Below are 15,605 nucleotides of genomic sequence, written 5' to 3' on the forward strand. Positions count from 1 at the left end.
GATGCTAGGGAGGACGGCCCTCGCAGATCAGCGGAAAGCCGTCCTTGGAAGCCTCGCGGAAGTCGGACCGAAAGCGCACCGCCGGGACCAGCCTGTCGGGTGCCAATCTGGAGCGGGTCGGCGACCACAACCAGCGGGTCATCCTGCAGGCCATCCGGGTCAACAGCCCCATCACCCGCGTCACCTTGGCCCAGATCAGCGGCTTGACCCCGCCCGCGGTCGCCAACATCACCAAGCGACTGCTGGACGACGGGCTGATCCTGGAGGCTGGCCGAGTGCAGGGGGCGCGCGGCCAGCCGGCCATGAACCTGATGATCAATCCCGATGGCTGCCTGTCGATCGGGGTCAATATAGACCGTGACCACATCACCGTGGTGCTGCTGGACCTGATGGGTGTCGTCCGGGCGCGGGCCAGCGAGGAGATCGAGTTTCCGCTGCCGGACGATGTGGCCAGGTTCTGCAAGGTCAAGATCCACGAGATGCTGGCGGCTTGGAAGGACGGCCCGCCGCGCCTGTCGGGCATCGGCGTCGCCCTGCCCGACGACCTGGGCCGGGTGGACCTGCCGCACCGTCCAGAAAACTACGACGTCTGGAGCACGGCCGATGTCGGCAAGCTGCTGGCCGGCATTCTGCCGCTGCCGGTGTTTCTCGAGAACGACGCCGCCGCCGCCGCCCTGGGCGAGCTGCAGTTCGGCCACGGCCTGCGCAAGCCCAGCTTCTTCTACGTGCTGATCTCGTCGGGCCTCGGCGGAGGCATGGTGGTGGAGGGCAATTACTTCCGCGGAGCGCAGGGCCGCAGCGGAGAGATCGGCTTCCTGCCCATCCGCTCCTCCAGGACCGAGGCCCGCTCCCTGCAGGAAGTGGTGTCGCTGTCGGCGCTCTACGCCCACCTGGAAGCTGGGGGCGTCACGGTCAACCGCCCCGACCAGTTGGCCAGCCTGTCCGCCGGGGGTCAGGCCTTGGTCGAGGACTGGCTGGTTCTCAGCGCCAAGCTGCTGGTCTCGCCCTTCGTGGGGATCAGCTGCGTGTTTAATCCAGAGGCCATCTATATCGGCGGCCGCCTGCCCACCGATCTGCTCGACCGGTTGGTGGACGCCGTCAACGCCCGCCTGGCCAGGGTCGAGAACATGCCCGTCCTGGCCCCGGTCGAACGGGCCGCCACCTCGGCCGACGGGGCGGCGGTGGGGGCGGCCCTGCTGCCGTTCATGGCCCAGCTCCTGCCGTCCCGCGCCGCTTTGAGGAAGACCGGCGAGGGTTGATCGTTTGGGTGCGGATCAGATCATCCGCTGAGCGCTCACGGGCTGGCCCTTCCGGTGCCAGGCGCCGACATGGCTGAGATATTCGCCGGCGAAGTGGATCTGCCCGTCGGGCTGGCCCAGCAGGTGATAGTCGGGCTCGTCGTCGCTGGCCCAGCCAACGCCGATGCCCAGGGTGTAGGGCGCCGCCGCCCATTGCACCTGCAGCGGCTTTTCCAGCAATTGGCCGCAGGCTGGGTGCATCGCCTCGATGACCTTGCGGGTGTGCTCGATCTGGTCGGGGCGCGAGAGTTTGGCAAGTTGGTCCGCCACCTTGCCGCCAGCATAGGCCCCGAGGATCACGCCGGTCTTGGTGTGCAGGCCGTAGCTGGGATACCAAACCATGTTGCTGGGGCCCTTCACGAACGAGAGGCCTGCATGGCGGTGAAGGCGGCGCCGTAACCGCCGGGCGCGCCGATGCCGTGAATGAAACTGCGACGACTGACCGGCATGGATCCCCCTGAACGCTCGTGTTCAAGCGCCATGCGAAAGGGATGCTCACGGCGCGTCAATCAAAGACCCCGCCGCCGGATGATTGTCCGCCCGGCGCCGCCAAGGCTGGCAACCCGCGCCGCATTTCGCGGCGCTGGAGCATCGGCCGTGCGCGTTCAGGCAAGACACCGAGCGCCAGGGTCAAAATCTAGGCTCTTTGGCCGTTCAGACTGGGCGGGCTCAGGTATTTTCTGTTAGCCGCGCAGCACCGAAGCTTTCGCCGTGCGTTTCCCCCCAACCCGCGCCAATGATGCGGCAACGGAAGCTGCCGTCGGGTTGGCAAACAGGATCAGAGCGCCACATGCCTCCCATCGAAACGCCCTCCATTTCCCGCCGTTGCCTGGTGGCCGCGGGCGCGGCCTCGGCCGCGGCGACGGCGTCCCCCTTGGCCGCCACGGCGGCTTCGAACGCCGATGCTCCGGTGCTCGCCAAGGTCTCGTTCGAAATCAACGGCAAGCCCCAGACACTCGAGCTCGACACCCGCACCACCCTGCTTGACGCCCTGCGCGAGCACCTGAAGCTGACCGGCACCAAGAAGGGCTGTGACCACGGCCAGTGCGGGGCCTGTACGGTGATCGTGGAGGGGCGGCGGATCAATTCCTGCCTGAGCCTGGCGGTGATGCACGAGGGCGACCGCGTGACCACCATTGAGGGCCTGGGCGCGCCGGACAGGCTGCACCCGATGCAGGCCGCCTTCGTCAAGCACGACGGCTATCAGTGCGGCTACTGCACGCCGGGCCAGATCTGCTCGGCGGTCGCCGTGCTGGACGAGATCAAGGCCGGGATCCCCAGCCACGTCAGCGCCGACCTGACCGCCTCGCCTGAGGTGAGCGGAGAAGAGCTGCGAGAGCGGATGAGCGGCAACATCTGTCGCTGCGGCGCCTATTCCAACATCGTCGAGGCCATCACCGAAGTGGCGGGGAGGACGGCATGAAAGCCTTCACCTACGAGCGGGTCCGCTCCCCCGCCGAGGCCGCTGCGGCGGCTCGCAAGCCCGGCGCCAAGTTCATCGCCGGTGGCACCAATCTGCTCGACTTGATGAAGCTGCAGATCGAAACGCCTCGACATCTGATCGACGTCAACGGATTGGCGCTGGACAAGATCGACAAGACACCCGACGGCGGCCTCCGCATCGGAGCCCTGGTCCGCAATACCGATCTGGCGGCCGACAAGCGCGTGCGCCGCGACTACGCGGTGCTCAGCCGCGCCCTCCTGGCTGGCGCGTCCGGACAGCTGCGCAACAAGGCCACGACGGCGGGCAATCTGCTGCAGCGCACCCGCTGTCCCTATTTCTACGACACCAACATGCCATGCAACAAGCGCATGCCCGGCGCCGGCTGCTCGGCGATCGGCGGCTTCACCCGCTCGCACGCCGTGCTGGGGACCAGCGAGGCCTGCATCGCCACCCACCCCAGCGACATGGCCGTGGCCATGCGCGCCCTGGACGCCGAGGTGGAGACCGTCAAGCCGGACGGCGCCGTCCGCACGATCCCGATCGCCGACTTCCACCGCCTGCCAGGCGCCACGCCGCATCTGGAGACCGCGCTGGCGCCGGGCGAGCTGATCACGGCCGTGACCCTGCCCAAGCCGATCGGCGGCGTGCATATCTACCAAAAGGTCCGCGACCGGGCCTCCTACGCCTTCGCCCTGGTGTCGGTGGCCGCCATCGTTCAGCGCGACGGCTCGGGTCGCGTGGCGGTCGGCGGCGTCGCCCACAAGCCGTGGCGCGTCGAGGCGGCCGAAGCGCAGCTGCGGCGCGGCGCCAAGCCGACGGCCGACCTGCTGCTGTCGGGGGCCAAGACCACGCCGGACAACGCCTACAAGCTGACCCTGATCGAGCGCACGCTCGGCGCGGTGTTGGCGCAAGCAAGGGCCTGACGCCATGAAGTTCGACACGCCCGCCACCACCAATCCGATCGATCAGCTAAAGATCATCGGCAAGTCCACCGACCGCATCGATGGTCCGCACAAGACTAGCGGCCTGGCGACCTACGCCTATGAACACCACGACGTGGCCCCCAGCCCCGTCTATGGATTTGTGATCGGCGCGGCGATCGCCAAGGGCAGGATCACGTCGATGGACACGTCCAAAGCCCTGGCCGCGCCCGGCGTCCTGGCCATCGTCACGGCGGCCAATGCCGGCAAGCTCGGCAAGGGCAGATTCAACACCGCCAAACTCCTGGGCGGCCCCGAGATCGAACACTACCACCAGGCGATCGCCGTGGTCGTCGCCGAGACCTTCGAACAGGCGCGCGCCGCCGCCTCGCTCGTGAAGGTCGACTATGCCCGCGCCCAAGGCCGTTTCGACCTCGCCCAGGCCAAGCCCGGCGCGACCCGGCCCAAGGATAGCGCCGACGCCGTCGTCGGCGATTTCGCGACCGCCTTCGCCGCCGCGCCCGTGCAACTGGACGAGACCTACGTCACGCCCGACCAGAGCCATGCGATGATGGAGCCGCATGCCTCGATCGCCATCTGGAATGGTGACAAGCTGACCTTGTGGACGTCCAACCAGATGATCGCCTGGAGCGTGGGCGACGTGGCCCAGACGCTCGGCATCCCCAAGGCGAACGTCCGACTTGTGTCACCCTTCATCGGCGGCGGGTTTGGCGGCAAGCTCTTCGTGCGCGCCGACGCCATCCTGGCCGCGCTCGGGGCCCGCGCGGCCCGCCGGCCTGTGAAGCTGGCCCTGACTCGCCCCTTGATCTTCAACAACACCACCCATCGGCCCGCCACGATCCAGCGCATCCGCCTTGGCGCGACGAAGGAGGGCAAGCTCACGGCGATCGGCCACGGGACCTGGTCTGGCGATCTGGAGGGCGGCGGTCCCGAGGACGCCGTCCAGCAGACCCGCTTGCTCTATGCGGGGGCCAATCGCTTGATGACCACCCGTCTTGCGGTGCTGGATCTGCCCGAGGGCAACGCCATGCGCGCGCCAGGCGAGGCCCCTGGCCTGATGGCTCTGGAAGTGGCCATGGACGAACTGGCCGAGAAGCTGGGCATCGACCCCGTCGCGCTGCGCATCCTCAACGACACCCAGGTCGATCCGGAAAAGCCCGAGCGCCCCTTCTCCCAACGGCAGTTGATCCAGTGCCTGCGCACCGGGGCCGACCGGTTCGGCTGGGCGAAGCGCCGCGCGCCGGCCCAGACCCGCGACGGGCGTTGGTTGGTCGGCATGGGCGTCGCGGCCGCCTTCCGCAACAACCTGACCATGACCTCCGCCGCGCGTGTACGCCTGGACAAAGACGGCGTGGTGACGGTCGAGACCGATATGACCGACATCGGCACGGGCAGCTATACGATCATCGCCCAGACGGCCGCCGAGATGATGGGCGTGCCGCTCAGTCAGGTCTCGGTGAAGCTCGGCGACTCCTCTTTCCCGGTTTCGTCGGGCTCTGGCGGCCAATGGGGCGGCAACAGTTCGACCGCTGGCGTCTACGCCGCTTGCGTCAAGTTGCGCGAAGCCGTTGCGCAAAAGCTGGGTTTCGATCCGAGCCTGGCGAAATTCGCCGACAGCCAGGTCAGCGCCGGCGGACGCAGCCTCCCCCTGGCCCAGGCCGCAGGCGAGGCGGGGCTGACGGCTGAGGACAAAATGGAATATGGCGACCTGGCCAAGACCCACCAGCAATCGACGTTCGGCGCGCACTTCGTTGAGGTCGGGGTCGATGCGGCCACGGGCGAGATCCGCGTGCGGCGGATGCTGGCCGTCTGCGCGGCGGGGCGGATCCTGAACCCCAAGTCGGCTCGCAGTCAGGTGATTGGCGCCATGACCATGGGCGTTGGCGGCGCTCTGATGGAAGAGTTGGTCGTCGATAAACGGCTGGGCTTCTTCGTCAATCACGACCTGGCCGGCTACGAAGTGCCCGTGCATGCCGACATTCCGCACCAGGAGGTGATCTTCCTTGACGAAACAGACCCGATGTCCTCGCCGATGAAGGCCAAGGGCGTTGGAGAGCTGGGCATATGCGGGGTCGCCGCCGCGGTCGCCAATGCCGTCCACAACGCCACCGGCGTACGGGTGCGGCACTATCCGGTCACGCTCGACAAGCTTCTCGATCGGCTGCCGCAGGTCGCCTAGAGCCTTTCCCGACCTGACTGCGTCAGGCCGTGAGCTCTAATCTCATGTTTTGACGCAATTTTCTTCACGCGAACCGGAGCCAATTCGCTCGAAAAATGCTCTAGAACGCTGGACCAGGCGCAATCGTCGCCTTTCCACCAGTCTTCCCTGGCCAGCAAGGGGCGGGGATCAGGCAGGCCATAGGCTCGGAATTGGCCCGTGCTCTTCGCGCTGACGTGGGTCTTGTGATTGTAATAGACCATGACGACGCGGAATTTCAGGTCAGGGAACAGACCATCGAGAGCGGCTAGCAAATCCGCTACGTGATCTTGCGTCAGACGGAAGGGGTCGAACCGGTAGGGGTCCACCTCGATCGGCGACTCTACCCCGCCGAGTCGCACAAAGGTGACGTCCCCCTTCAGCGCCAGGAAACGCTTCATCCTCCGCCTCAGGCGCGCCGCGCACAGCGCTCGGCCTTCATCGGTGATGATCACCCGGCCAGCTTCGTCGCGGGGAAATTCGTGGTGCATGATCAGGCCAGACTCCCTGCCGCGCACTGAACTTCTGTCGTCCCACGCGATGGCGTCGAGCCCGTAATCGTCGTGAGGGTTGCGCAGCACGCGGATCAGGTCAGCCCAGGATGAGCCGAGGAGGTCGAAGAACCCAGGCGCCACCATGCCGGTCCGTTCAATCTGAGCATGGGGCTGGCAAACGCAGCCCAAGCTGACAAACTTCGTTTCCATATCTCCGAATCTACCTCTGATAATCGCCCCAACCAAGACGGCCCATGAGTTTACCGGCCAAGCTCAGGTCAGCTGCGGCGCAACCGGGGTCTGCTGCTCAGCGCGAAATTCTAAGCCGGTACCAGCGGCAGCGAGGACATAAGCCGCGCCCACTGGTTGTCGTCGCCTTCCCATGTCGCGAGATTGGCCTCGTCGGGCAAGGTCATCGGGTGCAGCGAAACGCGAGAATTGGCGCTGGGCTCGGCGCGGGTCAGGCCGTCGAAGAAAACGATCGCGACCCGATAGGCCAGGCCTGGAAAACGCTTGTCGAGCGCGTCGGTCAGGGCGTCGTAGTCGGCACTTAGAAGGTTGGATGAATCGGGCAGGTAGGGCGAGACCGTGGGTTGCGCCAGCTTGCCACCTTGGCGGATGAACACGACCTCGCCTTCGTCGGCGAGGGTTTTTTCGAGCGCCGCCATTCGGATCCTGAACTGTCGCTGGCAGACCGATTTCGAGCGATCGTCGATCAGCGGCACGCCAGCTGCGTCTCTCCGGAAGGCGTGGTGATAGATGACCCTGGTCTGGGCTCCGATCACCGTGGTGCCGTCGTAGGGGATCGCGTCAGGGCCTGGCTCGTAGTCGCCCCTCAATATGCCCACTAGGCCGTCAAAGCTGCCCGCCTGGTCATCGAATGGGCCGGGGATGTGGAGGTCGTGCTTGGCCAATTGGTGAGCGACCTGACACCAGACACCAAGGCTTACCGCCCGCACGGTCCTGGCGGACTCGCGCGGCATGAAGGTCCCGTCAGCCATCTTCGCACCATGGTCGTCGCTCGGTCGGATCAAGCTCTGACCCTACGCCTTCCGCATCCAGAGCGCCCCGCCATGGCGGCCCTCAGCCAACATGCCGGGGTGTTCTGGGAAGGGGGCTAGTCCGCACAGATCCTCGCGCCACGCCACATGCGCCGAGGGGAAGGCGACATGGTCTCCGGCTGCGCCGCCGAGGAGGTAGGCCGCCATCAGGTAGTGCTCGTTATACCCCCTTGGGGCCATGCGCTCGTCGTAGTCGAGGGGGAGCGGCATATCGTGCAGGCCATAGACCACACCAGAGGCCAGGGCGGGCAACACCTCAGTGAAGAAGACCGCCACGTCGGATCCCGCGCAGGCCATGTGGGAATTATCGACGAACAGCATATCGTCTCGACCTAGTCGGCCGAACACCTCCGGCGCCACGTCTTCCATGGGCTGGCGTATGACTTCATCGCAGAGGGCATCGATCTCGGCGCGTGGGTGGGGATCGATCGAGACGATTCGGGTTGAGAGCCCCAGGTCTTCGATCGCGCGTCGTACGAACTTGGTCGAGTTTCCGGAGCCAACCTCCACATAGAGCCGAGGCCGGTTCATAGACACCATGGCGTAGAGCGACAGGCCATCCAGGGGTGGGATGAAGCCGTTGCTCCAATAGGGCGACCGGGTGCACTTGGGCTGGTTGAAGGGGACGCGTGCCAGGGCTTCGGCGTTGGCCCGCATGGCGGCGAGCGCGCGCCGGGTGTTGCTATCGAACTTGTCGAAGATGGCCTCGAACCTGGCCGCCGCGCCGTTCGCTCGGAAGTCGCGCGGCCTGGATTTGACCGGGTAATCGGTCACAATGATGCGGCCGGCGGCCTTGAGCGCCAGATATTCGCCGAAGCCGTCGAGATCGACGACATCCGGGAACCGAAGCAGCCCCTCGCTCATCCAGGATCTACCTTAGACCGCTTTGCGGCACTGCGATGTAGGGCGGCTTGTCCACGCGGAACTCGATCCGTGCGACTCTATGTGGCAGCGGCGGCAAGGGCGAGAGAACCAGCCGGTCCAGAAACCCAGCCACGTCCGAATAGTCGCGATTGCCCGGCAGGTAGGAAAGATCCAATTCCCACCACTTGCTGGCCAACAGGCGTTCATAGGTTTCCGGGAGGCGGCGGCGGGTCATGCGCGCCGGCACGCCGCCGACAACGGCGTAGGCCTCGACGTCGTGCGTCACTACAGCGCCAGCCCCGATGACGGCCCCGTCTCCGACCGTCACGCCGCCCAATATGGTCGCGCGCGCTCCGATCCAGACGTCATTGCCGACCACCACGCGGTTGGGGCGGGCGTCCGTTTCGTCCGTGAAATCGACCGCGATGTCGCTATACTCAGGACGGCCGGTTAGGCCGCAGGAGGCGCCGTCCGCCTTGTAGGCAAAGGGGTGCGTCGAGAGCATATTTGTCGGATGGTTGCCCGGGTTGATCAAGACGTCCTGGCCGATCGAGCAATACCGGCCGATGACCGCATCTGCGATCGCGCCGCCGTTGCAATAGGTGAACGCGCCGGTCTCGCAGACCCCATGGAAGCGGGTGTCGCCGAGGTTACAGGGCAGTTCCGCCTTCAGCGATCCAAGAACGTTCGCGGCCCCGACGTAGGCCATGAAGCCGGCCTCCAGTAGCCCGTCGCCCTCGATGTGGGTTGTCCCGTCAACCATGCTCTCGAATCTACCTCAGATCGAAGCGAAGGCAACGAAGCCAGTGAGAGCGGGGCTAAATCACGCGCCATTGCCGATCAAGGTTGGCACGAATAGCGTCGAGCGAGACACTCCAAACAGAGCATAAATGGCATCCTGGGGCGCGAAAGCCTACGCCACGCGAGGTTCGCTCTCCGTTGCACCTAGCGCACCCGCCGAACCGGCAACGCGCCCCAGCCAGGACGCACGATTGGGACGCACGATAGCCCGTTTTCTTCTCTGCTACATGAGACAGGGCAGATCATTACGCGCGGCCTGGCCTGAGAGGTCAGGATATGCCGTGCACGCCCTTAGTCATGAGGCATCCGGCAGCCAATAACAGGCGGCCCGAGGTGATTTATCTATATATCAGAGCGTTCACCTTGCTTGACGCCGCCGTCTGAGACGCGCCATCTTGTCGATCGAAAGAGGGGGATATCTTGATGGCTTGGCTAGAAATTCAAGCCGCTGATCCAACATGCCGCGACCGCTTCACCGCGCGGCGCTCTTCCTAGAAGCACGAATCCCAGTATCCGAGCAGCTCACCGACCCATCGGGCCTCCTGTCCAGTCAAGGCAGTATCATGTCGTCGATTTACATAACCACCGGCGCTCCGGATCTCGGCAACCCGTTCCTCAACGCGCTGCTCGGGCCCACCGTTTATGATCTTGGGAATATTTCCGGCTCTATAACCTACGTCCTACAAGGGAAAGCCGGCTCAAGTGGTTATGATGGTTACGGCGGTACGCTCTGGTCAGCAAACGGCGCGGCCACTGCTTTTATCAATGCTGTCAGAACTTGGACGGCGGTAAGCAACATCTCCATCGCCGCCTATCCGTTTTACTATAACGGGTCGGGTGGAACCGGCGCAAATTGGGTCGAGAAAATCGACTTTTTGGGCAGTGAAAGCACTGAACTCGGTCATCACCAGCTGCCTTACAGAAACGCCACGTTCGCGATGCAACTCGAGGGCGGGTTCAACAACCAGAGCGCGGTGTTCACGCGCGAAAACAATGCGCTAGGCGGCTACAGCTTCACCACCTTCGTGCATGAGATCGGCCACGCCCTGGGCCTCGACCACCCTCACGACGGCGCCAGTTTTCCAGGGGTCACGTCCGAGAGCTCGCTCGGCAGCTTTGGTTTGAACCAAAGCATTTTCACCGTGATGAGCTACAATGACGGCTACCTGACCAAGGGATATTCGCCGTCCTACGCTTACGGCTGGATGTCCACGCCGGGCGCTTTCGACATCGCAGCGATCCAGGCGCTGTATGGCGCCAAGACGTCCGCCCACGCCGGTGACGACGTCTATCGCATCCCCCTACTCAACCAGGCCGGCACATCCTATTCCTGTCTGTGGGACGCCGGGGGCGTCGATACGCTGTCCGCCGAAGGCGCGAGCATCGCCTGCACGATCGACCTTCGCGAGGCGAGCCTGCTTAACGAGGTGGGCGGCGGCGGCTTGCTGTCCAGCGGGTCGGGAATCTATGGCGGTTTCACGATCGCCCATGATGCAAAGATCGAAAACGCCATAGGCGGCGAGGCCGACGACATCGTTACCGGAAACGGCCTTGCCAACAAGATCTTGGGCGGAGGCGGAAACGATAAGCTCTCAGGCGAACTCGGCGACGACCAGCTCTATGGCGGGGCTGGTGCGGACATCATCGACGGCGGCGATGGGAATGACTTTCTGGAAGGCGGCGCGGGCGCCGACTATCTGGATGGCGGCGCGGGCGAGGACACGGCCAGCTACGCTGCGGCGTCGGCGGCGGTGACGCTCGACTTTACGACCAATCAGCACACTGGAGACGCGCAGGGCGACACCTTCTTCCTGGTGGAACGGTTTACTCTGAGCGCGTTCGCTGACCAGTACGTCGGCAACCAGGCTGTCGATATCGTCTTTGGCGGCGCGGGCGATGACCGCCTGGAAGGCGGTGGCGGCTCGGACTGGCTTGATGGCGGCGCTGGCTTGGACGTTCTTGTCGGGGGGGGCAACGACGACGTCTATGTGCTGGACAGCGCGCAGGATGCGATCGTGGAACTGAAGAGCCAGGGCGTCGACACGGCCTTGGTCAGGTTCAATTACCAGCTGCACGTCAATGTCGAGATCGCCAAAGCGGACGCCGGGTTCGACGTCAATCTGTTTGGCCGCGACGATCAGAGCGACAAGCTGGTGGGCAACGAGCGGGCCAACTACCTGGGCGGCCTGGCCGGTGACGACGACCTGTTCGGCGACGCTGGCGCGGATTCTCTCGACGGCGGGAGCGGTAACGACTGGCTCAACGGCGGCGACGGAGACGATGTCGTCTACGGGGGAACCGGCGACGACGGCTTGGCCGGCGGGGCGGGCAAGGATTGGCTGGACGGCGCATCTGGCGCCGACAACATGTATGGCGGTCTGGACGATGATATCTACTTGGTCGACAACGTCTCCGACCAGGCGATCGAGGAGGTCAACGCGGGAACCGACACGGTGATCTCGACAATCGACTTCCAACTGCACGGCAATGTTGAGATTCTGCGCCTGGCCGGCGCGGCGTCGAATGGCTTCGGGTCGGACTATGACGAGAAGCTGTACGGCAATGCCAGCGCCAACTATCTGGGCGGTCTGGGAGGCCGGGACTTCATCTATGCAGGAGGCGGCAACGACGCGGTGGACGGCGGAGCCGGCGACGACTGGCTTGATGGCGAGACCGGTGACGACACCCTGGCCGGCAACACGGGGGCCGATGGCCTGCAGGGCGGCGCCGGCAATGACTGGATGGACGGCGGCGCCGGGTTCGACGTGCTGTACGGCGGAAAGGGCGACGATGTCCTGATCGGCGGCGCCGATCACGACCAGTTCGTGTTCGCACCCGGGGACGGCGCCGATCGCATCCTGGATTTCGTGGCGGGGGGCGCCGAAGACGCCATCAATCTGCAGGCCTATGTGACGGCCTCAATCGGCTGGAGCATCGCCCAGGTCGGCGCCGACACCGCCATAACCCTGAACAACGGCGACAGCATCACTCTGTATGGCGTGCATGCCACTGACCTTGTTTCGCAAGGTGGGTGGATCTTCTAGAGCATTTTTCGAGCGAAGTGGTTCCGGTTCGCGTGAAGAAAAATGCGTCAAAACAAACGATTAGAGCTCACGGCCTGACGCAGTCAGGTCGGGAAATGCTCTAGCCCGATCCGAGAGGCCGCGACCCGCCACCCCGGCCGCGACTCGTTGACGGAGCGGCCGCTCCGATTTTTGGCAGCAGTACGCGAACGCGCGAGCGCGAGGCCTTGGCTGGACGAGCCTGCCTGTTGATCCGCGAGTTTTTTAGACGAATTTCGGGGTTTCCGGACGAGTACGTGCGCGCGTGGTAAGGGCGAAGCTCCCATAATCGCCATGCATCGGGCGCTGCGCGCCGTGCGCGAGACGCCGCGCAGCATCCTAGGTCGATCGGTCCAGCATGAGCCTCTTTGCCGGCATCGCCCGGGTGGATGAGTTTGTGACCACCGCGATGGTTCATCCTGAGATCGCGCGAGAGTTGCTGAAAAAGGCTCCGCCTTCACCGCACCCGGCGGCGACGCGGAAGCTCATCTTCGCGCTTCATCGCATGGCTGGTGTTGGAGCGGCGGCCGGAGCCACGAATGATCGGGGAGTTGATGATCCGATGTCGCGACGCAACGATGAATGAGGCAGGCAGACGAGGCAGCCGCCTATAGCCAGTCTCCCAACCCGTCCAATGCCTCTTCGCGCTCCTCGTCGGTCAACACGTCCGAACCCTCAATTTGGTCGACGATGCGACGTAGCAGCTCCACTAAGAGGCTGACCCGAAATGAAGTTGTTTGATTTCAGGCCCTTGTGATTCTGTTGGAGATGCGAGCCATCAACGGAAAACGACATGTGGACCGAAACCACCCGGAGCAAGCGCGCTTGAAAGGGCCTGCGGTATTCAAGCGATCTAACGGACCAGGAATGGGCGGTTCTGGAGCCGCTGATCCCGGCGCGGTCTCGCCTGGGTCGTCCGGCGAAATGGTTGTTGCGGACGATCACCAACGCGCTGCTCTATGTTTTGCGCGGCGGTCTGCCGTGGCGGATGCTGCCGGGGGACTTCCCGCCGGTGACGACGGTTCAGCGCTATTTCTACGCCTGGCGCGACAAGGGGCTCTGGCAGACCCTCAATCATCTGTTGCTGATGGATTGCCGCGAGACGGTGGGACGCCAGGCCTCGCCCAGCGCCGGGGTGGTCGACAGCCAGAGCGTCAAGACCACCGAAAGCGGCGGGCCTGTTGGGGGAGCCTGTCCTCGGCCAGCCGGAGGCTGGACCGGGGGGACGCGGGCAAGAAGATCAAGGGCCGCAAGCGTCACATCCTCACCGACACCGGCGGCTTGCTCGTCACGGCCCTGGTCCACACAGCCGATATCCGGGACCGTGACGGCGCGCCTGACGTCCTGACCTCGATCCGCGCCAGCTTCCCCTGGCTGCGCCACGTCTTCGCCGACGGCGGCTAGGCTGGCGACAAGCTGCGACACGCCATGGTCGGACGCGGCGACTGGGAGATCGAGATCATCAAGCGATCCGACACCGCCAAACGCACCTTCGTGCTGCTGCCCCGCCGCTGGGTCGTGGAGCGCACCTTCGCCTGGCTCGGCCGAAACCGACGCCTGGCCAAGGACTTCGAGGCCACTCTCGAAAGCTCAACCGCATGGCTCTTCTACGACCAAAACTCGCCGCTTCCCGCTTCCCGCTTCCCGCTTCCCGCCTCCTACGGCGGCGGCGGGTTTGCGCCCCTGAACAAGGGACGCACTGTCGGGATCGAGCTGAACTCTAAATATTGACGACGCAATGCGGCGAGGCCCAGCGCCTCGCCGCGATTGAAGCCGCAAGGATTGGAGGCGTGAAGCAGACTGTCATCCCGGCGGCGTAACTTGGCCCGCGATAGCAGCAGAACCGGTACGTTGCAGCGGTGCTTGAGCGGAGCAAAAATCGAGGCAAATCGCCCTGCGCCCGACAGAGACCTGACCCAGTCAGCCGCTAAAACGCTGCAAATGGGAATGGCGAGACAGCCTTGCTGTTTTCCTCGACCAACAGCGTGCGATTGATCGGCGCCGCCGCCCGCTGCGGGCAGGCCGGGCGCTCGCAGATCCGGCAGGATGGGCCGATCTCGACAGCCAGGGGCGCGGTGATGTCCAGCCCCCGGGCATAGACCAGCTTGCCGGCGTATTTCAGCTCGCAACCCAGGCCAATGACCAGCTCGTCCTCCAGCCCCGCCTGCAGGCCCGACACTCGCCGCACCGTGCGCGACAGGGTGAAATAGCGCTCGCGGTCGGGGGTCTCGATCACCTGGGTGATGATGCGGCCCGGAGTCTTGAAGCTGTCGTGGACGTTCCAGCGCGGGCAGGCTCCGCCGAACCGCGAGAACGGAAACGGCCCGGCCGCGAACCGCTTGGAGATGTTACCCGCCGCGTCCAGCCGCATCATGAAGAACGGCACGCCGCGTGAGCCGGGGCGGCTGAGCGTCGTCAGCCGCTGGGCCGCCTGCTCGTAACTGATCCCGAACCGTGAGCGGACCCGTTCGATGTCATAGCCGCTAGCCTCCATGGCCGCCAGGAAAGGCTCGTAAGAGGTCATGATCGCGGCGGCCAGGTAGTTGTCGAGGAACACCTTCAGCAGTTGGCGCGTGGCACGGTCGGGGGCCTGGAAGCGGTCGGTCAAGGTCGTCAGCGTTTCGCCGGCCTCCATCAGACCCAGCTGGTAGCAAACCGCGAAGATGCGGCTGGCCGGGGCCAGGGTCTCCGACACCATCAGCCGCTTGCGGTGATGGTCGTAGCGTCGCAGCGAGCCGGCCATGGTCTCGACCGGCATCACCCGGGTCTGGACGCCGAACTGTTCCAGCAGCCGGGCGCGGACGGCGGGACCCAGGTCCTGCGGGTCGGCCTTCATGGCCGCGACGATCCGCTCGGCCACGGTCTCCAGCTCGGCAAAATGGTTGCGCTGAGCGCTGACCAGGTCGCGGACCCAGTCCGTGGGCGAGGTTGTCGAGGCCGCCGCCGTGCCGTCCGGACGCTCGAAGGCGCCAAGGTCTATCAGGCGACCCCGATCCAAATAGGCGCGGTAGAGCCGGGTCATGGCCTCGGCGAAGGCCGGCGACAGCTCGGCGACCTCGGCCGACTCGTGGCGATTGACGCCCAGGTCGGCGAACATCTTGTCGGCCAGCACCTCCTCCAAACTGGCCCCGCCGCCCGGATCGTCGGCCGACAGGCTGCGCAGGTCCAGGTCGTAGGCGTCGGCCAGGCGCAGCAGGATCTGGGCGGTGACCGGACGCTGGTTGCGCTCCAGCAGGTTGAAATAACTGGGCGAGACGCCGAGGTCCTCCGCCATCCGGCTCTGGGTCACGCCGAGATCGCGCCGCAGCCGCTTCAGCCGGCCGCCCAGGAAGAGCTTCTTGTCATTCGTCGACATATGGTCAAGTTGTCATAGATTGACAGATTTACAAAGTCTTGATGTGACAAATCGCCTTCATTAGGTTCGACGGCTTTCGCCGGGCGGC

General features: G+C 65.1%; 12 protein-coding genes and 1 pseudogene. 7 read left to right on the top strand and 6 right to left on the bottom strand.

All coding sequences use genetic code 11. The features are described 5' to 3' along the window. Positions 1–44 precede the first annotated feature (44 nt). Positions 45–1,259, top strand: coding sequence for an ROK family transcriptional regulator (locus ACP694_RS01770; RefSeq protein WP_426009949.1), 1,215 nt, complete (start codon positions 45–47; stop codon positions 1,257–1,259). A 15-nt stretch (positions 1,260–1,274) separates the two neighbouring features. On the opposite strand, the gene ACP694_RS01775 is transcribed toward ACP694_RS01770, so the two are convergent. Continuing rightward, the gene (locus ACP694_RS01775) at positions 1,275–1,751 is read right to left on the bottom strand and encodes an FAD-dependent oxidoreductase (RefSeq protein WP_426011268.1); all 477 of its coding nucleotides are present in this window, start codon (positions 1,749–1,751) and stop codon (positions 1,275–1,277) included. A 337-nt stretch (positions 1,752–2,088) separates the two neighbouring features. On the opposite strand from ACP694_RS01775, the gene paoA reads away from it, so the two are divergent. The 3 genes from paoA to paoC are packed head-to-tail and all read left to right on the top strand — an operon-like array spanning position 2,089 to position 5,862. Next, positions 2,089–2,721, top strand: coding sequence for an aldehyde dehydrogenase iron-sulfur subunit PaoA (paoA, locus tag ACP694_RS01780; protein ID WP_426009950.1), 633 nt, complete (start codon positions 2,089–2,091; stop codon positions 2,719–2,721). Continuing rightward, a complete protein-coding gene (locus ACP694_RS01785; RefSeq protein ID WP_426009952.1) occupies positions 2,718–3,665 on the top strand; it encodes an FAD binding domain-containing protein in 948 nt (315 codons plus the stop codon). The genes paoA and ACP694_RS01785 overlap by 4 nt, the downstream gene beginning before the upstream one ends. 4 nt (positions 3,666–3,669) lie before the next feature. Continuing rightward, positions 3,670–5,862, top strand: coding sequence for an aldehyde oxidoreductase molybdenum-binding subunit PaoC (gene paoC, locus ACP694_RS01790; RefSeq protein WP_426009954.1), 2,193 nt, complete (start codon positions 3,670–3,672; stop codon positions 5,860–5,862). Here the strand turns inward: paoC and ACP694_RS01795 are convergent. The 4 genes from ACP694_RS01795 to ACP694_RS01810 all read right to left on the bottom strand — a co-directional run bounded on the left by ACP694_RS01795 (position 5,859) and on the right by ACP694_RS01810 (position 9,062). After that, on the bottom strand, positions 5,859–6,584 hold the full coding sequence (locus tag ACP694_RS01795) for a hypothetical protein (protein WP_426009955.1): 726 nt from the start codon (positions 6,582–6,584) through the stop codon (positions 5,859–5,861). The genes paoC and ACP694_RS01795 overlap by 4 nt on opposite strands. 110 nt (positions 6,585–6,694) lie before the next feature. Beyond that, on the bottom strand, positions 6,695–7,375 hold the full coding sequence (locus ACP694_RS01800; RefSeq protein ID WP_426009957.1) for a DUF1796 family putative cysteine peptidase: 681 nt from the start codon (positions 7,373–7,375) through the stop codon (positions 6,695–6,697). Positions 7,376–7,417: 42 nt separating this feature from the next. Continuing rightward, the gene (locus ACP694_RS01805; protein WP_426009959.1) at positions 7,418–8,299 is read right to left on the bottom strand and encodes a class I SAM-dependent methyltransferase; all 882 of its coding nucleotides are present in this window, start codon (positions 8,297–8,299) and stop codon (positions 7,418–7,420) included. 7 nt (positions 8,300–8,306) lie between these two features. Then, positions 8,307–9,062, bottom strand: coding sequence for a CatB-related O-acetyltransferase (locus ACP694_RS01810; RefSeq protein ID WP_426009961.1), 756 nt, complete (start codon positions 9,060–9,062; stop codon positions 8,307–8,309). A 601-nt stretch (positions 9,063–9,663) separates the two neighbouring features. Between ACP694_RS01810 and ACP694_RS01815 the strand changes: the two genes are divergently transcribed. The 3 genes and pseudogenes from ACP694_RS01815 to ACP694_RS01825 all read left to right on the top strand — a co-directional run. Beyond that, positions 9,664–12,144, top strand: a complete 2,481-nt coding sequence (locus ACP694_RS01815; RefSeq protein ID WP_426009962.1) for a M10 family metallopeptidase C-terminal domain-containing protein — start codon at positions 9,664–9,666, stop codon at positions 12,142–12,144. A gap of 376 nt (positions 12,145–12,520) precedes the next feature. Continuing rightward, positions 12,521–12,748, top strand: a complete 228-nt coding sequence (locus tag ACP694_RS01820) for a hypothetical protein (RefSeq protein ID WP_426009964.1) — start codon at positions 12,521–12,523, stop codon at positions 12,746–12,748. Between the two features lie 249 nt (positions 12,749–12,997). Next, positions 12,998–13,767: pseudogene (locus ACP694_RS01825) on the top strand (IS5 family transposase); the annotation flags it as partial. 322 nt (positions 13,768–14,089) lie between these two features. Here ACP694_RS01825 and ACP694_RS01830 read toward each other — a convergent pair. Next, positions 14,090–15,517, bottom strand: a complete 1,428-nt coding sequence (locus ACP694_RS01830; RefSeq protein ID WP_426009966.1) for a helix-turn-helix domain-containing protein — start codon at positions 15,515–15,517, stop codon at positions 14,090–14,092. Positions 15,518–15,605 lie beyond the last annotated feature (88 nt).

It is taken from the genome of Caulobacter sp. DWR2-3-1b2 (assembly GCF_049896345.1).
Taxonomy (GTDB): domain Bacteria; phylum Pseudomonadota; class Alphaproteobacteria; order Caulobacterales; family Caulobacteraceae; genus Caulobacter.

Excerpts from the sequence above, each read along its gene's own strand:
- ACP694_RS01820 (WP_426009964.1), top strand. The coding sequence starts at position 12,521 with ATGAGCCTCTTTGCCGGCATCGCCCGGGTGGATGAGTTTGTGACCACC.
- ACP694_RS01830 (WP_426009966.1), bottom strand. The coding sequence starts at position 15,517 with ATGTCGACGAATGACAAGAAGCTCTTCCTGGGCGGCCGGCTGAAGCGG.
- ACP694_RS01785 (WP_426009952.1), top strand. The coding sequence starts at position 2,718 with ATGAAAGCCTTCACCTACGAGCGGGTCCGCTCCCCCGCCGAGGCCGCT.
- paoA (WP_426009950.1), top strand. The coding sequence starts at position 2,089 with ATGCCTCCCATCGAAACGCCCTCCATTTCCCGCCGTTGCCTGGTGGCC.
- paoC (WP_426009954.1), top strand. The coding sequence starts at position 3,670 with ATGAAGTTCGACACGCCCGCCACCACCAATCCGATCGATCAGCTAAAG.
- ACP694_RS01805 (WP_426009959.1), bottom strand. The coding sequence starts at position 8,299 with ATGAGCGAGGGGCTGCTTCGGTTCCCGGATGTCGTCGATCTCGACGGC.
- ACP694_RS01795 (WP_426009955.1), bottom strand. The coding sequence starts at position 6,584 with ATGGAAACGAAGTTTGTCAGCTTGGGCTGCGTTTGCCAGCCCCATGCT.
- ACP694_RS01810 (WP_426009961.1), bottom strand. The coding sequence starts at position 9,062 with ATGGTTGACGGGACAACCCACATCGAGGGCGACGGGCTACTGGAGGCC.
- ACP694_RS01800 (WP_426009957.1), bottom strand. The coding sequence starts at position 7,375 with ATGGCTGACGGGACCTTCATGCCGCGCGAGTCCGCCAGGACCGTGCGG.
- ACP694_RS01815 (WP_426009962.1), top strand. The coding sequence starts at position 9,664 with ATGTCGTCGATTTACATAACCACCGGCGCTCCGGATCTCGGCAACCCG.